This window comes from Legionella sp. 39-23, assembly GCF_001897665.1.
Taxonomy (GTDB): Bacteria; Pseudomonadota; Gammaproteobacteria; order Legionellales; family Legionellaceae; genus Legionella; species Legionella steelei.
Window position 1 is genome coordinate 58,916 of sequence record NZ_MKTO01000027.1, and the last position, 17,700, is coordinate 76,615.

Below are 17,700 nucleotides of genomic sequence, written 5' to 3' on the forward strand. Positions count from 1 at the left end.
TAAAAGTATTTTCTGAAGTACGTCTTAAGGAGCATACGCAAAATGTGCAGCAAGATGAAGTTCAAATTGGATGAGTAATCAACTCAGAAATGCTAAATAGGATTTTAACTATTCCAAGTATTCTATTCTCCAATTTGAAAAGGAATTTACTGTAATTGTCCGATTAAACATAACAAAAATTCAATTTAAAGTATCTAGGGCTTTGGAGAGAAAATAGTGTCCCACTTTGGTAGGAGGGCTTAAACTCAACATGAAAGGCTTAAACTACTGGCAAGATAGGGATTTTTGAGTGGGTTCAAGTGGCATTGATGTTTCGATTTGCTGAGTATACCGTTCTTTATAGCTGTTGAACGTTGTGTTTTTTCCAGAGAGCGTATTTTGAATCATATTGGTTACTGTTGAGGTTAGCTTCTCGGCCTTAACATCTTGGACTTTTAAAAATTTCCTAAAGTCTTCTCCTATTTCATCATTTGCACAGATTCGATTAATTAACCATTTTGCAGATTCAGTATGTACTGAATATTTATCTCCGCCTAGATAAAATCTACGTTCGCAGCAAACTCGACAAAGCTCTTCAAATGTTTTAGCGGTATGCTTCTTGTCTTCGGTCCAGAGAGATGAATATAAAGTCTTCAATGTATTATTAATCACCACTTCTTTTTGTGCTGCATCTTGTGAGAAGAAACCAGCATCTTTGGTTTTTCTTTCGGTAGTAATTATTTTACTTTTTCTAAGATATTCCTCCTCTTTACCCTCCATGACTGTCTCAATCATTTCTTTCATACTATCACCTACTGAATCAAGTTCTTTTGCATGCTCCTTACGAAATCGATTTAAAGGATGCTCAGGGAATCTTTTGTTTAATTCTTTATCTGCATACAAAGCATACTTGTTGTAATCTTGTTTAAGTAAGTTCAATTGCAATTGCTGATCCGCATAACATAATAATGAAATATCTTTAGCTATTAATTTCATTTGTTCGCCTGGGGATAATCTATTGAAAGCATGCATTAACACTCTAGTTTTTGCTGACTGTAAGCCATCTCGTGTCATGGCTGCAAAATCTTTACAGTACTGCTCTGATAAATTTGGATGCTCCTCTTTGAGTTGTTGTATCCTAGCATCGATATATTCATCTACTTTGATGGTAAAATTATCATTAATTAATGGTTCGACTAATTTGGATAGTCCCTTAGGATCAAGTTCCTCAAGTAACGTTTTAATATGCTCTATTGTGTGCTGTCCTTGCACTTTAATGTCTTTTCTTGCAAACTTTTCAATTGCTTGAAAATAATTATAAAGAAATGCATTGTCAGAAATATAACAGCCTCGATCATTTAAAAGGTATTTGAACGCTTGAACTCTATCTTTAATCCTCATTTCTCTATATTTTTGCTCTGTATCTTCATAAGCCTGCGCAAAACTTTTATTACTCTTTTGCATTTCTTCGGCTGCTAATTGAAAATGCCAGGCGATGTTCGAATTTGCAATGCTACAATTTCCTGTTTTTTGATTCTTCTTTTCCATGAGTTCGGACAGCTCTTCGTTGAATTGCTTTTTATGCCTTTCTAAAAATTGAGACATTCCTTTGCGAGGATCTGGAGTCATAGCAGCGCCCAACATGAGCTTAGCAAAACTCCTCGCGTGTTGATTTTCAACAGAAAAAACCATCACTGTTGGCGCATCATTTTTATCCTGTCCTGTTTCTAAATCAAAATGGCGTTTTCCTCGATTTACATAAATAAAATGAGTTTGATTTCCTTCTTTGACTGCATTAAGGGTAAAGGCATGACGTGGCCATCGACAAGAAAATCCAACATAACCATTAGGTGGAAGATTCGTAATTTTTTGGAGAGCGTCTGCAGAAAATGAAGCGGGCAATAGATCGAAATTTAAATTAGAATTTGGATTTTCTTTAAAATGATCGTATCTTTTTTTTGTACTAGGCGCTGTGTCCTCGATGTACCAACCTGTATTTTCAATGTTGCTCAAGAAAGGATTTTTTTGTAGCCCTAAAACATGAGTCATTTCTTTGTGAGATTCAATTATTACCTTTTGACGCTTCTTTTCTTTTTCTTGAGGCTCTGTACGTTGTCTCATAATTACCTACTATACTATATGCTCTATGTATAATTTACAGTATAGTAAAAGGTGTAAAAATTACTCACTCATAGGTTGCTTCAAAAGAAACTAGAATCTATAAAATCATCTCAAAACGCATTGAAAAAGAAACGGATAGTTATGGACATGGAACTGTCATTGATTTTAGTCAAAAAAACTCAAATAGTATCCTCCCCATCGATTTTAGTCATTGTGTTAGTTTTTACAATTATGGTTTTTATGTACATAAAGTTACTCAAGGCGACGTGGAAAAATTCACATCAAAAGATCCCATAATGAGATCAATGCGTGATTTACTAAAGTTAACAGAGTCCTCTTTTTCTTAAAGCAGGGATCTAGGTCATGATACTTAATGTTTGAACGATAGCTATTTTTTTCTACGAAAAATAATAAATGCTCTCTCTACTCTCTCTATCTTATTTTGATCGTCAAAGCAGATCCTGAGCCAGAATAGCTTGATTCAGGTTCTTTGTCATTGAGAAAAAGAACGAAATCAGCTATCTTGTGGCAAACTAAAATGATTACTTAATCGACTTAGTCAGAAAGGATTTTAAATACCCTTTTATTGAGGGGAGAAAAGGAAGAATATTTTATGCATAAACGAACAAAAACGGATTGTTTTTTACCATCTTTTTCCATACGTTCTTTTTTTATAATTTGTAGTTCAGTGATGATGACTGCAAACGTAGGGTATGCTGATCCTGCTGCAATAACTCCCCAATCCAATCCAAGAAACTTAAGTTGGTTCCATCCCTTTTTTACCTTCTCAGGTGGTGTAGCTGTCGCCAAAACAGGACATGCACAAACTTTAAATATGGACGGTGATTTCACAACGTACCAATATACGCCCCAGCATACCCATTCAAATCGGATGTTATGGGGAGGGACTATTGGAACTGAAGTCCCTGTCAATTCACAATGGGCTTTGCAGCTTGGTATTAGCTATTATAGGCCTAATAATTTTTCTAGCAGTGGTATTTTAATCCAAGGGGTTGATGAGCAATCAGCTGACGAGTTCACCTACAACTATAAAATAAAAAGTAGCCAACTCTTTTTTGAAGGAAAGTTATTACACTCTGTTGAAAAGATTTTTCATCCTTATGTCTCTTTAGGCCTAGGAGCAGCGTTTAATAATACTTCAAATTATCAAACAAGTGTTCCGCCTTTTCTCACCTTTACTCCAGAATTTGAGGATCACAAAACAACGAATTTTGCTTATAGTCTTGGCGTAGGTATCGATATGGACCTGTGTAAAAACTGGCGCTTAGGGGTGGGGTATCGTTATGTAGGCTTAGGTGAAGCGAATTTGGATGAAGGAATGCTTGATGTGATACCTTTCACAAGTACTTTGACACTGCCACATCTTTATATGCAGGAAGGTATAGTACAAATAAGCTATTTAATTTAGGAATAGAAAAATGAAAAAGAATAAAAGGATGTCCTCTTTATTTCTGTTTATTGGCGCAACCTCATTAAGCACGATGAGCTATGGGGTTGCCTACAATGTCGTCCCCAAAGCAGGTACAGTGTTACCCAGTCAACTTGTTTTAGGAAACACTGCAACAGCATTCTACACCGTAACTAATGCTACTCGTCGTACTCTACCCGGCGGATTTGTTAAATATTTACCACCCAATGTAATCCAGGTACTCGCTGATCCAAATTATCCTGATTTATGTGGTGCAAATTTTACCTTATCGCCTGGTGCCAGTTGCACATTGGAACTTACCGTTTCGGGGGCTGTTAATCCACATGATCCTAATCCCCATAATCATCTTTTTGTTTGTAGTCCTAATGTTCCAGCATGTGCAGGAACGAATGATCCCTTGAATGTGAGAGCATTCGAACCTACAGTAAAAGGCGTGGTGCAATCTGGGAATGCTTCTGCAATCCCACTTGCGAATGCAAATGTTACAATTTACAGCGCCGGTTCAACCTCAGCAATACCGATTGGTAATGCGACAACCAATAGTTCGGGACAATTTTTTATTTACATTCCGTCTGAACAAATACCCAAAACATCCTCATTTTATGCTGTCGCGCGTCAGGGAAATAACACCAAACTGGTGACAATAATAGGCGAAAGTCTTCTTCCGGTGATTACGATTAACGAATTGACGACGGTAGGTGCAGCTTTTGCAATGGCGCAATTTTTTAATAATGGACAAATTAATGGTGCGTCACTAGGATTAAAAATTGCAGCAGGGATGAATGATAATTTAGTTTCTCCTGTCCAAGGTACTTTATCGCAAGTGATTACAACATCACCGAATGCGGATCAAACGAATACGATGCGATCCCTCAATAATTTATCTAATTTAATTGCAACTTGCGTACGGAATTCGCCAGGTGCTTGTACTTCTCTTTTTGGATTAACAACAATCAATGGTTTTGCACCGACTAATACCTTAGATGCGTTGTTAAATATAGCGCATAATCCAGCGAATAATGTATTAGGTATTTATGTCCTATCGAATCAATTTTCTGCTTATCAACCTTCTTTACAAATTAAACCCGATGCGTGGACTTTAGCGGTAAAATTTAATAACTCAGGCAGTTTGTCAGCTCCTTTTGGCGGACCCGCCAAAACAGTTTTCGATAAAAACGGTTACGCTTGGATAACGAATAATGTGATTCAAGGCACTCCCAACTCATCGAACTGGCTTATTGTTTTAAAGCCAAACGGCCAGCCTGCGGATGGAGTGAATGGTACCCCTACATCGCCCTTATTTGGTGGTGGTCTTTTAGGGAATGCTTTTGGAATAACTATTGATACGCAAGGATCTATATGGACCGGCAATTTTGGATGGGGTAGTTGCGATACCTGTTTGCCTCCGGGAGGAGAGGGGAGCGTTTCTCAGTTTTCTGCAACGGGTATTCCAATTTCAGGTCCTCTAGGCTATATATCCGCTTTATATCGGGTTCAAGGTACCGTTTCAGATAAAAATAACAATATTTGGATGGCCAGTTATGGTAACGACAGGGTTGTTGTTTATTTAAATGGAGATCCTAATTCTGCAATTTATTATCAAGAACCTACAAATAGTGGACCTTTTGATATAGCTATTGCTCAAGATGGTTCTGCATGGGTGAGTAATAGCAAAACTTCTGCTGGCAACCCAGGTTCGGTAATTAATAAATATGTGATTTCCGGAACCCAACTCATCAAAACTTTAGACGTTCAATTACCAGCCGGTAGTTCAACAAGAGAGGTTTCTTTAGATTCGCAAGGTAATGCTTGGGTAGCATCGGTAAATGACTCCACAATCTATAAAATTGCTCCCAATGGAACTTTTGTTGCATATAGCGGCCAAGGCGGAGTATCTGGACCCTGGGGGGTTACTGTTGATGGTGATGATAATATCTGGGTAGCTAATTTTGAGGGCAATGGCTTACCACCTCAATTTTCAATTTCTAAACTCTGTGGCATTAACACAGCTAAGTGTCCGACAGGGCTATCTACAGGTGATGCAATATCTCCTTCGACTGGATATACTTTACCCAGTGCCGGAAGCCAAGTGTTGCTTGCTGATGGTACACCGCTTAATGGTGCAGGCGGACCTCCCAGTTTTAGTCCTTTAATGCGTCTAACTCATGCTATTTCAGATCGAGCAGGAAATGTTTGGGCTGCAAATAATTGGAAACCACTTCCTTTTAGTGATAATTACTTTAATCCTGGTGGTGATGGGATGGTGGTATTTATAGGGATTGCTGCACCACCCTCAGTGTGATTTGCAAACAAGCGTAGAAAGACTCAATCTACGCTTGTTTTACTCAATACTCACTTGATGATAAACATTTTGGTATACTGCTCTTAAAAATATTGAAAATGAAACCCTACGCGATTACTTATTATTCGTTTTACTAACAGGCTTACGTAGAGAAGAAGCTGCAACCTTAAAATGGGAAAATGTCGATCTGGCAGCAAAAACCTTTATAGTGGTTAAAACGAAAAACAATGAATCCCACACCCTACCCCTTTCTGATTTTCTCTATGATTTATTGGTAGCTCGTCATGAGAAGAAGATAAACGATTATGTATTCCCAGGAACTGGTGCTGCTGGTCATATTATTGAGCCACGTAAACAAATGGCTAATGTAACCAAAGCATCTGGTGTCCACTTTACCGTTCATGATTTAAGACGTACCTTTATCACTATTGCTGAAAGCTTGGATATTTCTGTTTATGCGCTTAAACGGCTAATGAATCATAAAATGAGTAATGATGTGACCGCTGGGTATATTATTACAGATGTGGAGCGGTTGAGAAAACCAATGCAATTGATTACCGATTATTTTTTAAAGTGTATGGGCGTTATTAGATCTGCTGATATTATTGGTATCCAACCTCTTCAATTTGGATCGCATTGAGATCCAAATTAGACATAGAAAATAAATTTGTATTCCTTATGTTCAATTTGGCGGACAATGTCGGCCAAATGATACACTTCAGTAAGTTCCATTTTGGAACTCACTGCTAGACACTTTAATTTGGTACTCACTGCGTACCAAATCTAAAAAATTACATTTAAGCCTTATCAAGATTTAAAAAATAACGAGTCGCTTTAAGTTCGCCAGTTCGTTTGAGAATATTTTTTTTCACCAAGTCATTCAAATCTCTAGTTGTTGTAGCGATCGGTGCGCCTGTTATGCTCATATAATTTTTAGCGCTCAAACCACCTACAAATCCATCTGGTCCAGCATGAAATAATTTTAATAAAACCTTTTCTTGCCTTGGATTAATTTTCCCTTCCGCTTCCCTTAAAATAACAGATTTCTTAATAATAAAATCTATATACAAATAAGTGCTTTGTTGCGCTTCTAAAGCGATGTGAGCAAACCAGATTAACCAAGATGTTAGATCTAAGGTTTTACTTGCTAAACCTAATTGTTGATAGAATTCCTTTCTCTTTTTTAATAATATTTTTGCCAATACTGTCATTACAGGTTTTGAAAATCCTTGTGATAAAGCTTTTTCTGCTATAGCTCGCCCTATTCTTCCATTTCCATCTTCAAAAGGATGGATACTCTCAAACCACAAATGGGCTATTCCTGCTCGGGTTAATGTGGGTAAAGGAGCTGAACCAGTGAGAGAACTCCGTTCAAACCAATTAATAAATTGATCCATTTCGGCCGGAACACGTGTTGAGGGAGGCGCTTCAAAATGGATTTTTCGATCATAATCAGGTCCAGAAACAATTTGCATTGCTTCTTCATGCTTACGATATTGACCAATATGTTCTAAATGATGACTATTACCCATTAAAAATTGATGCCATTCAAATAAAACCTGATGTGTTAGTGGGTTAGAAATCGTTTGATATATATTAACCATCATTTTAGCGATCCCCTGCTCTGCCCTGCTGGCTCTATGTGCTTCAGTAAATAACCCCAACTCTTTTTTTATAGAAGATTGAACACTATCTCTGTTTAAATACTCTCCCTCTATTTCTGAGCTATCCAAAGCATCAGTACACATTAAATCGATAAATAAATTTTGCTTACCCTCTTGAGAAATATATTGTGAGGAACCAATAATAATACCCGCCCCCTCAGTAAAAGACTGCTCAAACACAACTAATTTATCGGAGTCCCAAGTAAAATTTGGCCAATTCTCAAGCTGCCAATTCCATTTCATGATTAATAATCTCGCTTTTTATTAATCATAATATAGCAGAATAATGATTAATAAAATATGGTTTTATTAATCAGAGATCTAGGGTTGTTGACATATTTAGAAGTAAGGCAGGAAATTGTGACTTTTACTTTCATTTAGGACAAAGAAAACTGATTGTTTTTTAAAGGGATCGTTGTTCTAACCGCCTCCCATGTGAGTTATCAAAACAGATAGAATACTGTTAAAAATGAATTGCGCGGCCTCTTCTTTGACAGCTGTTTGGACGGGATTAAGAGGGTCAGCCCTTGAATTGTGAATTATCAATTAAAAGTTGCTGAATCTATTAACTATCAGGATAAATCAACTAAAACATTGCAAGGAAAAATAATCAAAACTCAAGGCCTGACCCTATAAGTTTTAAAACTTACTTTGCAGACAATGTCGGCCAAAATTAAGTGTCACTTTATTGAATTTTGGTTAGTCAACGTTTGTTTATTACAGTTTAATTTTGAATTCATTTTACACTTTACCTGGCTTGGCGAGGATAAAACGAAACCATATGTAATACTTTTATCTCCAAAATTAACTACAATGTTAAATTTCATTTTAGGAAAATTTCCACTTAAGGATGGTTGATCTGTTTTTGCCGGGATAAGTTGGCAATGAACATTATCTCCATCAACATAAATAGTACTATTTGAGGGGAGTCCCTCTTTATCAAAAAATATTTCTAGTGTATTAACCATCAATATCTAAAAAATTCACCTGATTTTGCAGATTATGATTCAATTGCTTATCAAGTTGTAAATATGTATCGGGGATTTGGCAAGTATTATCAAAATATTTCACAAGAAGCTAATAGAATAATTGTAAATTGGTTATTTGTATTAAATACTGGCGGATTAATTTTTGTTGTTCCGTTATCTAATAAACTTACTAAACAATTCCCTTATTCGATATTGGTTCCACTTTTATTTAAAGCTGTCAGCAATTTTTGTGATTATTTAATAGTTTCGGATGAGATTTGCATGGTCTGATAAGGATAAGAAATAGAAAATCACAGAACTCTCGAGGCTACCTTCACTATTGGATTTACTACACTTTTTTGTTGGGATATTGTTTCAGTTTCTAGTAATTTAGGATGTTCAAAGGCTTTAAATTTTCCCTATACCCTCTGAAAATGCATTTTATTTGTGCAATCTTTTCTAATGTATCTATAATTGAGTTAAATATGGACTGTTCCTCTTAGGATAACTAAATGGGAAGTTATTTGGAAAAAACTTTCGGAAATAGCAAAGGAAACCTGCGTCAGAAAATTGCAGTAATGTATCTGTTTTTGCTCCTATTTAATCTTGCCGTTTGGTTTTGGGCTTTTTATACGCTCTATAATGTGCCCTTGTTATTTGGGGCTGCGGTGATGGCTTATAGCTTTGGTTTGCGTCATGCGGTCGATGCGGATCATATTGCTGCAATTGATAATGTTACTCGTAAATTGTTGCAAGAAGGGAAGCAGCCGATTGCAGTAGGTTTTTTCTTCTCTTTAGGACATTCCTCTGTTGTTATTATAGCAACCCTATTAATTGCCCTGTCTACGAAAGCAATTATGCAGTCCAACCTGGCAAAATGGCATGAAATAGGTAGTGTACTTTGTACCTCTTTTTCAGCGATATTTCTCTTATTGATGGCCCTAATAAACATCATTATTTTTTTTGCTATCTACAAGATTTTCAAAAAAATTCGTCGTGGCAAGATGTTTACTGAACAGGATGCTCATGAGGCAATGACTCAAAATGGCTTTCTTGTAAAACGTTTCCGCAGAATTATGAGTCTTATTTCACATAGTTGGCAAATGTTTCCTCTGGGATTTCTCTTTGGAATTGGTTTTGATACAGCAACTGAAGTAGGACTACTTGGATTATCAGCATCACAAGCAGCTGATGGGATTTCAATGTGGCTAATACTCTTGTTTCCGGCTCTTTTCACAGCAGGTATGACGCTCATTGATACAAGTGATGGGGTTTTGATGCTCGGTGCTTATGGTTGGGCTTTTTTAAAACCAGTGAGAAAGCTTTATTACAATTTAACGATTACACTCGCCTCGGCACTGGTTGCTCTTTTAATTGGTGGGATAGAGGCTTTGAACTTAATCGCTGGAAATTCAGGTTTGAAAGGTTCATTTTGGGAGTTCATCAGACAACAAAGCGAGCGATTTAACAGTATAGGTTTTTTTATTATTTTGTTTTTTATTGTGAGTTGGATTGTCTCTATTTTTATTTATAAATGGATGAATTTTGAGGCTTTGGAAGAGCGGATTGTCGATGAAAAACAAAGCAACTAATTTGTTCGGAAATTGGAGGGTAATAGTATGTCCTATACATCTGAAAATTACAGTTCATTAGTCGAGATAATAAGAAAACTTGTGCCCGTGTCACGGCAGGAAATGGATTTACCTTTCTCAATGACTCCAGATGCTGCGCAGGCAATATTACATGTTGTCCATGATGTTGGAGGCCAACCGGATGGACCTTTAGACAAATCCCTTCATGAAACAGAGCTCTGGGAAATGTTTACCCATGCAACATCTGAGTGTCTGGCTTGGAGAGGATATTGGGTTTCTGAGGAACGTAGACGGCGCGAAAATGATTTAGGCGTTACCCTTTATTGTGGAACACCTTATTATGCTCGTTGGTTGCTGGCTGCTACCAAAATGTTACTTGATAAAGGCTTAATAACACCGGATGAGTTAATGCTGAAATTGGATCAAATCAGTAAACGTGAGGAGGCCTGCAAATGAGTACTAAATTTAAAGTGGGTGATAAAGTAAGAGTAATCGATTTGCCTTCACTATTTCATACGCGTACTCAGGGATATACTCGCGGAAAAATAGGGGAGGTCGTACTGATAAGACCTTCCTGGGTGATTCCTGAAGATGAAGCATGGGGAAGATACGAGGGTCGTAGGGAACCGTTTTATATGGTTCGTTTCAAAATGACAGACTTGTGGGATGACTACGGTGGTCCGGCCATTGATACGCTGGATACCGAGCTATCTGAACGATGGATAGAGCATATTTAAAAATAGGCCTAAATTATTTGGAGAACTCCTATGACAAAGAAACATGGAAAATCAACTTGCGATGAACACGATCATCTTCATGAGCATGGTGATGAATATGTAGATTTGCACCCCATTAAAGAACGTCATGAAGCTGTTGAATTTACCATTTTAGAAGCAGCTATTCGCGAACTTTGTATTGAGAAAGGTTTATTTACAGCCGATGACCATAGACGTTTTGTAGAGTGGTATGAAAGCATTGGCCCGATGGGTGGTGCGCGAGTAGTTGCTCGTGCCTGGGTTGATCCTGAGTTTAAGAAAAGACTACTCAAGGATGCCGTAGCAGCTTGTCTTGAATTAGGTATCGATTGGATGAAACCAACGGGTACAGGGACCCCAAGTGATTATACTTTTTTACTGGTATGTGAAAATACACCCAAAATTCATCATACTATGGTTTGTACGCTGTGCTCGTGTTACCCAAGACCATTACTGGGTACATCGCCAGCATGGTATGAACGCATGAATTATCGTCGTAGAATGGTTCGCTGGCCTCGCCAACTCCTTGCTGAATTTGGCACAATTATACCTGAAGACGTTGAAGTAAGAGTTCATGACTCGAATCAAAAAACGCGCTATATGGTTTTACCAATGCGACCTAAAGGTACTGAGAATTGGAATGAAGAGCAACTGCAAACCTTAGTGACACGCGACACCATGATTGGGGTAACAGTTCCCAAAGCAGAACGCTTGAAGGATAACCATCCAGGGAATAAAAAATGAGAGTAGCAGGTTGGGTAAGAATGATCCGGCCTGCTACAGGTCACTTGTTGTTTGTGCCCAATTTTAAGTCAATTTAATTAAATAAACTATCCTCAAGCAGTATATCAAAGCAAAAGGTCGGGCCATGGCCCGACCCTGAGGTATCGACACATATTTTTAAACCTCACAAAAATTAGGGAAATTATCGATAATTGATTGAATAAGAGAGTTTTTGATATTTTTTTCTTTAAGATAATTCGATATCCAAGATAAAATAGAGAAAGAACACGCCTATTCTTAGTTGAATTGGCTTGGTATTGTGTTTGTAAGTTCATTGATTCAGCCAGAAACCCGATAACCCAAGCAAGAAAAGCAGCCAACATTGCAATGAGAAAAAAAATGTTACGACGATAAATGTGGGTTGTATTAACATGCTCAAACCCAAATCCATTAGTAACTACAGTCATATTATTAACAAAGCATTTCCAAGTTGGAAAAGTAAACCGATACTTTCAATTACCAAAGACCGCATCAGTAAACATCATGAAAAGCTAGGCAAAGAACACCAATCTAGCCATGCGAGTACTACGCGCCCTTTTCAATTTCGCTTCAGGGCAGTATGAAGATGCAAAAGGCAAATCATTAATTATGGAAAATCCTGTAAGACGCTTGGTATTCTGCTCTTAAACAGATTGAAAATGAAACCTTACGCGATTACTTATTATTGGTTTTACTAACAGGATTACGTAGAGAAGAAGCTGCAACCTTAAAATGGGAAGACGTAGATCTAGCAGCAAAAACCTTTACAGTGGTTAAAACAAAAAACAATGAATCACATACCCTGCCCCTTTCTGATTTCCTCTACGATTTAATGAGCACTCGTCATCAGAAGAAAATTAATGATTATGTATTTCCGGGAACTGGTGCTGCAGGCCATATTATTGAACCCCGCAAACAAATGGCTAATGTGACAAAAGCATCAGGGATTCACTTCACTGTTCATGATTTAAGACGCACCTTTATTACTATTGCCGAAAGCTTAGATATCTCTGCTTATTCACTGAAACGGTTAATGAACCATAAAATGACCAATGATGTTACTGCTGGGTATATTATTGCTGATGTGGAACGCCTTAGAAAACCTATGGAATTGATTACCGAGTATTTTTTAAAGTGTATGGGGATTGTTAAATCAGCTGATATTATTGAAATCCAACCTTCAAAAATAGAATCTTTAAAATGAATTGCCATCAAATTCCAAGTTAGTTTAATTTTTTTCTTAAAGTTACACTAAAAGTGTATATAAACGATAAAAAATAAACTAATTACACCTTCATTATAAATAAACTTGATTATTTCCCAATCCATTTATTCATGGTTTTTTCTAACAAACTTATAGATTCCAATTGTTTCTGTTTAGGCATTTTACGAATATTTAAAAGCTTCCATTGCACTGCAGGTAGAAATTCAATTTTTTCACTACATGCAAGAGTCCAATCAGGCTCACCTTTTTTAAATGAGATTAGAAAATCATAATCCTGCTGAGTAAAATTATCTTTAAGACCCTGAATCATTTTTTCTGGTATTACTATTAGTTCTTCAAGGGTGACTGGCTCCAAAGTCATCCCTTTAAATTCACTTTGAAAAACTTGCGATATATCTTTCCAACGCGGATTCATAATTTCTGAGATAGGTCTCTTATGACTTAAAAGATAAGTAATGAAACCATTAAATAGCTCTCGATCAATGTTTTGATTTTCTAATAAAATCTTAATATCAAAAAGATCTCTTGGGTGCTGACGATCTAAGGCTGCACATAATTTACCACCATAAAGATCTGGTAATGAAACTACTTTCATGGATGCAAAACCAAACTCATTTTCTACAGAAGCAACAACATCAAGCTCAAGAGGAGGTAAAAGCGTTCCTCTAGCTACTGGTGAAACCTCTATCTTGACTTGGACGCCCCTATTCTGCGAAGAGCGATCTTCAACAATAATTCGCATTTCATCAGGTTTATTATCTTGTAAAACAGCAAACAACCCAGGAACTTTATTAATATTTGCCGTGATATCTCCTAATGCTTTGCGAACATTAGCTAAAGCCAAATCACGCGGTTCAAGTGGTAAATAAGCCAAGTCAATGTCTACAGATAGTCTAGGAAAGTCGCGTACAAACAAGTTAATGGCTGTACCTCCCTTTAAAGCAAAACAAGTTTCTTTTTCAACCATAGGGATTAATCGGATGAGCAGCAGAACCTGTTTATAATAAAGTGATTGTTTATTCATAGTCGCTACTTATAAATTGTTCTGGAACAGTAATTTGATATTGTTTTTCTAATTTGCCATCAAGGACTATTTGACGCTTCCCTACTCCAAGATTAATGACCGACTCATTTAGGCGTTTAACCCATGGATGTTTATAGAAATGACCAAAAAATAAAAATAGACGGTTCGTTTGAATAGATCCGCTTCTGCTTAAAATAGTCTCAACCTTTCGGGGACTTAAATTGACTAGACCTTGAAAAAGCTCTGCAGCGTGCTCAAATGTCAAAATAGAAGGTACAGCCTCGAGCACCTCAAATGCTGCTAACTCCTGATTACTAGCTTTTAATTTGATACCATCTATATCTACAGTAATTAAATCATTATCATCAATGACATTTAACTTAGATGTTTTAATGATTTGCCAGTGTGGTGCTGAATTATCAGAAACAACTAATTCTGGAAAGGTCTTAAACCATTTGGGTAAAATCGTTTTGCATTGAACATTTAACCAAATGGATTCTGTTTCTAATTGTAGATAATGTGATTTCCCCTGCTGAACTAAACTTGATAAACCAGCAAGATGAATCTTTGAGTGGTTTTGATTCTGAATACAATAAACAGCATTTTGCCACTCAGGTTTACGTCCTGCTCGATAATAAACTCCTGCACCTAATTTCACCAACCATTGGCTTTGACAGTACTTTCTTGTTAATTGAGGCGTAATTCCATGACTTGATAGCCAAGACTGCACCAAGATCTCACCTGGGGTGATATTATTCAGGAGCCAGTTTATTTTTGATGACATAGATATACTTATAGTTTAACTATATTAATAAAATTAAACTACACAGGAAGCTTTCTGTCAATTTTTACTATTAAGATCATCTATCCATTTCGAACACAGTATGTGTCAAATCATAAACTACAAGCATGTTCCATTTTGGAATTCACTGAAAATTTTCAAAATGAATTTTCCGGAATTTCCGGGATAGTTCAGCGGAGATCTAACATCCAATTTAAATAAATTACCAAGACATGATTTTACAAGATTTAAAGATTTAAAGATTTAAATTAAACATTGCAAAGCAATGTAAGGAGCTATTTTTTGGGTTTTGTATATTAGCATTAGCTGCATTGACAATAGACCCCAAATTTTACTTGTCGCGTTCTATTCTATTTTAATCACCTTTTTTATTTTTGATCTGCTTCAATATTTAATTGGAGCATTCAAATTTGAAAAGCAAGCCGAAATATTAAAAAGTGTAAAAAAACAAAATAGTGGTAAAGAATTAAGTTATAATATCGGTGATGAAACCGGTAAGTCTTTGAACATATTTTATATTGCTAAATTTGTTTTTTTAGCGATATCAACACTACTATTAATAACCATGTTTACCATATTTAATTCTATTGGCTAAGCAATTTCTCTACACTCTTAATAGGAAGAAATAATTATCCCGACCTCAACATTTAACGCTGCTGCTATACGTAGCAAGTTTAGTGTTGCAAGGTTTCTCTCTCCGCGCTCCACTCCCCACGAGCAAGACATGATCAGCAAAACCCTCTTGCGGCCCTTCTCTTTTCGAAGTTCTCGTTTATGTTCACCTAGCTTTATTAGTTGTGGATTTTTTTTGACCACATAAATATAATATGCCTTCAATAATTAATTATCCATGAATATGAATATCTAGTTTTACCCTACAAAATTAAAAACGCCAAATAATAACAACGAACATTGCTCTGTTTAATAGCAAGAAAATATAAGGGGGGGGTAACTTTATTACAGTTGAATTGAATAGGAGTATAGTAGTATGTTTTATGTTTCAAAAAGGGTGATACAGATCACATTTACTATAACTCTTTTGCTAGTAAGCGGATTCTTATGCTCATCAAAATTTAGCATCACTCCACTGCCAGGAACAGTTTTACCGACTGTAATTCCGAAAGGCCATTCAGTTACAGCCTACTATAGAATACAAAACAATACTCTAAGTCCTCAAAAAAACATTTCCATTCGTCTTCCACCAAATGTAAGCCAAATTCTTCCTACGAATACTGCTAGCCCAGGAGTATTTCCAAATACTTGTGAATCAAATTTTGATCTTCCATCAAATGTACATTATTTTAATGTTTGTATCTTACACTTAATAATTACAGGTGAAGTTAACTCTGATGATCCAGATCCTGCAAATCACCTTGCATTATGCCAAGATGATCTGGACTGTAGTACAGTAGATGAAAAAGAAAATGAATTAAATGTAAGAGAAGGTAAGGAAAATATTTTAGCTCGTGTTTTTCTTATGAATGAATTTACTGGCTCACCTAAAACCACGGGTAGATACCCTACTGCCTACATCAGTAATGATGGTGGAATTAGTTGGAGTAAAAAGGAAATTTCAGGTGCACAAGGCAGGATTAGAGCATTAAGTTGTGGAAATCAAGGTCTTTCTTGTGCTGCAGTAGGTGACGTATATACTAGTAATAAAATCACAATAAAAGTTTATAATAGTGAGAATGGTGGCTTGAGCTGGACGCCCCATACCTTAGGGACGTTTGATAGTGCATCTAGTCTTAGCTCTGTTACATGTAATGATAACAATTGTGTTGCTGGTGGTGGATATTCAAAACCTGGTATATCTGGAAGCTATCCTATTGTATATATAAGTTCTGATAATGGACATAACTGGACCCCACATTACCCCCAAACATTTGGTCCCTATGGCTCGGCTATCAGAGCTATATCATGTGATAAAAGTGGACTAAGTTGCACTGCTATTGGAGCAGCTGGTTTAGGACGTTCAACTGCATTCCTAGTTTATACAAGTAAAGATGCAGGAATAAGCTGGTCATTTAAAGAAATTGTAAATCATCTAGGTGGAACTTTTGAATCTATCACTTGTAACAATAACGGACAGGTTTGTTTGGCAACCGGACACTTAGCACAAAATCAAATAAAACAGCCTATCATCTATAGAAGTACAACTGGTGGTGATGATTGGGAAAGTTATCTTCCATATACAGAATTTGGTGGTGAAATTAACAGTATTTCTTGCTATGGAGATAATGGGAATAATTGTCTAGCTGTTGGGGCGACAAAACGTAACGATGGTTTCACATATCTATCACAACCTATTATCTATAGGAGCATTGATGGAGGGTTAAATTGGATAGCACATAATTTTACAGATGACGAGTTTCATGGCGGAACATTTTCATCTGTTACTTGTAGTAATAAAGGAAAGTATTGTACTGTTGTTGGTTACCAAACTACCCCTACCGGAAACAAATCTATTATTGTCACAAGCATGGATGGTGGACAAAATTGGATTTACAGATCTTTAGGACTTTACGATAGGAATCATGCGGTGCCATATATTACCGAGGAAGGTATATCTGTTAGTGGTAGTAATTCATAGTTGAAGAGTGTTACTTATGAAGAGTACTTGAAATCTGTATCAATAAAATCGAAAAGTAACCTATTTACTCCACTAAAAGACTTGTCGGACCAGGCTCGCTCTAACTATTGACACCATTGACCATTTGGATCAATTGGTATATTTTTTTCTAATTAAGGAAATTTTTAGAATATATAAGAAACTCATTATTAATGATTTTTAAACACTTTTCCCACTCATTAGGAAATTTTTGCAATGTGTAGTCCATCTCTGAATGATAATTATCTTTGAATGCCTCATATACCATCTTTTCTCTTGTTTTTATAATCTTATCGTTAAGAGTCGAAATATAACTTAAAGCACAATCTACTCCGGAGGTATTTAGATGTATAGCAGTAGAGATGAGCTTCATTTTTATTAATTCAGAATTACAATGACCTTTCCCCTAAATTAGTACCACCTCCATGATGAGATTCGCTATTTT

At 36.4% G+C, this 17,700-nt stretch carries 11 protein-coding genes and 2 pseudogenes; 9 read left to right on the forward strand and 4 right to left on the reverse strand.

Features of this window, described 5'->3' with window-relative positions:
• Positions 1–264: 264 nt before the first annotated feature.
• Positions 265–2,100: a hypothetical protein gene (locus tag BGO44_RS10675; protein WP_273200196.1), complete on the reverse strand. Its 1,836-nt coding sequence runs from the start codon at positions 2,098–2,100 to the stop codon at positions 265–267.
• Positions 2,101–2,713: 613 nt separating this feature from the next.
• On the opposite strand from BGO44_RS10675, the gene BGO44_RS10680 reads away from it, so the two are divergent.
• The 3 genes and pseudogenes from BGO44_RS10680 to BGO44_RS10690 form a co-directional block, all read left to right on the forward strand.
• A complete protein-coding gene (locus tag BGO44_RS10680; protein WP_273200199.1) occupies positions 2,714–3,529 on the forward strand; it encodes an outer membrane protein in 816 nt (271 codons plus the stop codon).
• A 10-nt stretch (positions 3,530–3,539) separates the two neighbouring features.
• Positions 3,540–5,852, forward strand: a complete 2,313-nt coding sequence (locus BGO44_RS10685; RefSeq protein WP_273200201.1) for an NHL repeat-containing protein — start codon at positions 3,540–3,542, stop codon at positions 5,850–5,852.
• A gap of 88 nt (positions 5,853–5,940) precedes the next feature.
• A pseudogene (locus BGO44_RS10690) lies at positions 5,941–6,492 on the forward strand (tyrosine-type recombinase/integrase); the annotation flags it as partial.
• A 157-nt stretch (positions 6,493–6,649) separates the two neighbouring features.
• Here BGO44_RS10690 and BGO44_RS10695 read toward each other — a convergent pair.
• A complete protein-coding gene (locus tag BGO44_RS10695; RefSeq protein WP_273200203.1) occupies positions 6,650–7,759 on the reverse strand; it encodes a Fic family protein in 1,110 nt (369 codons plus the stop codon).
• Between the two features lie 1,237 nt (positions 7,760–8,996).
• Between BGO44_RS10695 and BGO44_RS10700 the strand changes: the two genes are divergently transcribed.
• The 5 genes and pseudogenes from BGO44_RS10700 to BGO44_RS10720 form a co-directional block, all read left to right on the forward strand.
• Positions 8,997–10,076 (forward strand): HoxN/HupN/NixA family nickel/cobalt transporter, encoded by a 1,080-nt coding sequence (locus BGO44_RS10700; protein ID WP_273200204.1) that lies wholly within the window; start codon positions 8,997–8,999, stop codon positions 10,074–10,076.
• Between the two features lie 27 nt (positions 10,077–10,103).
• Positions 10,104–10,532, forward strand: a complete 429-nt coding sequence (locus tag BGO44_RS10705; protein ID WP_058477815.1) for an SH3-like domain-containing protein — start codon at positions 10,104–10,106, stop codon at positions 10,530–10,532.
• Positions 10,529–10,813, forward strand: coding sequence for an SH3-like domain-containing protein (locus tag BGO44_RS10710; RefSeq protein ID WP_058477816.1), 285 nt, complete (start codon positions 10,529–10,531; stop codon positions 10,811–10,813). Before BGO44_RS10705 ends, BGO44_RS10710 begins: the two co-directional genes overlap by 4 nt.
• A 30-nt stretch (positions 10,814–10,843) precedes the next feature.
• A complete protein-coding gene (gene scnC, locus BGO44_RS10715; protein ID WP_273200209.1) occupies positions 10,844–11,575 on the forward strand; it encodes a thiocyanate hydrolase subunit gamma in 732 nt (243 codons plus the stop codon).
• A gap of 413 nt (positions 11,576–11,988) precedes the next feature.
• A pseudogene (locus BGO44_RS10720) lies at positions 11,989–12,797 on the forward strand (tyrosine-type recombinase/integrase); the annotation flags it as partial.
• A 109-nt stretch (positions 12,798–12,906) separates the two neighbouring features.
• Here the strand turns inward: BGO44_RS10720 and BGO44_RS10725 are convergent.
• Both BGO44_RS10725 and BGO44_RS10730 read right to left on the reverse strand, forming a co-directional pair.
• The gene (locus tag BGO44_RS10725; RefSeq protein WP_273200213.1) at positions 12,907–13,842 is read right to left on the reverse strand and encodes a nucleotidyl transferase AbiEii/AbiGii toxin family protein; all 936 of its coding nucleotides are present in this window, start codon (positions 13,840–13,842) and stop codon (positions 12,907–12,909) included.
• Positions 13,835–14,626 (reverse strand): type IV toxin-antitoxin system AbiEi family antitoxin, encoded by a 792-nt coding sequence (locus BGO44_RS10730; protein ID WP_273200215.1) that lies wholly within the window; start codon positions 14,624–14,626, stop codon positions 13,835–13,837. Before BGO44_RS10730 ends, BGO44_RS10725 begins: the two co-directional genes overlap by 8 nt.
• Positions 14,627–15,632: 1,006 nt before the next feature.
• Here BGO44_RS10730 and BGO44_RS10735 point away from each other — a divergent pair.
• Positions 15,633–17,237: a beta propeller repeat protein gene (locus BGO44_RS10735; protein WP_273200218.1), complete on the forward strand. Its 1,605-nt coding sequence runs from the start codon at positions 15,633–15,635 to the stop codon at positions 17,235–17,237.
• Positions 17,238–17,700: the final 463 nt, after the last annotated feature.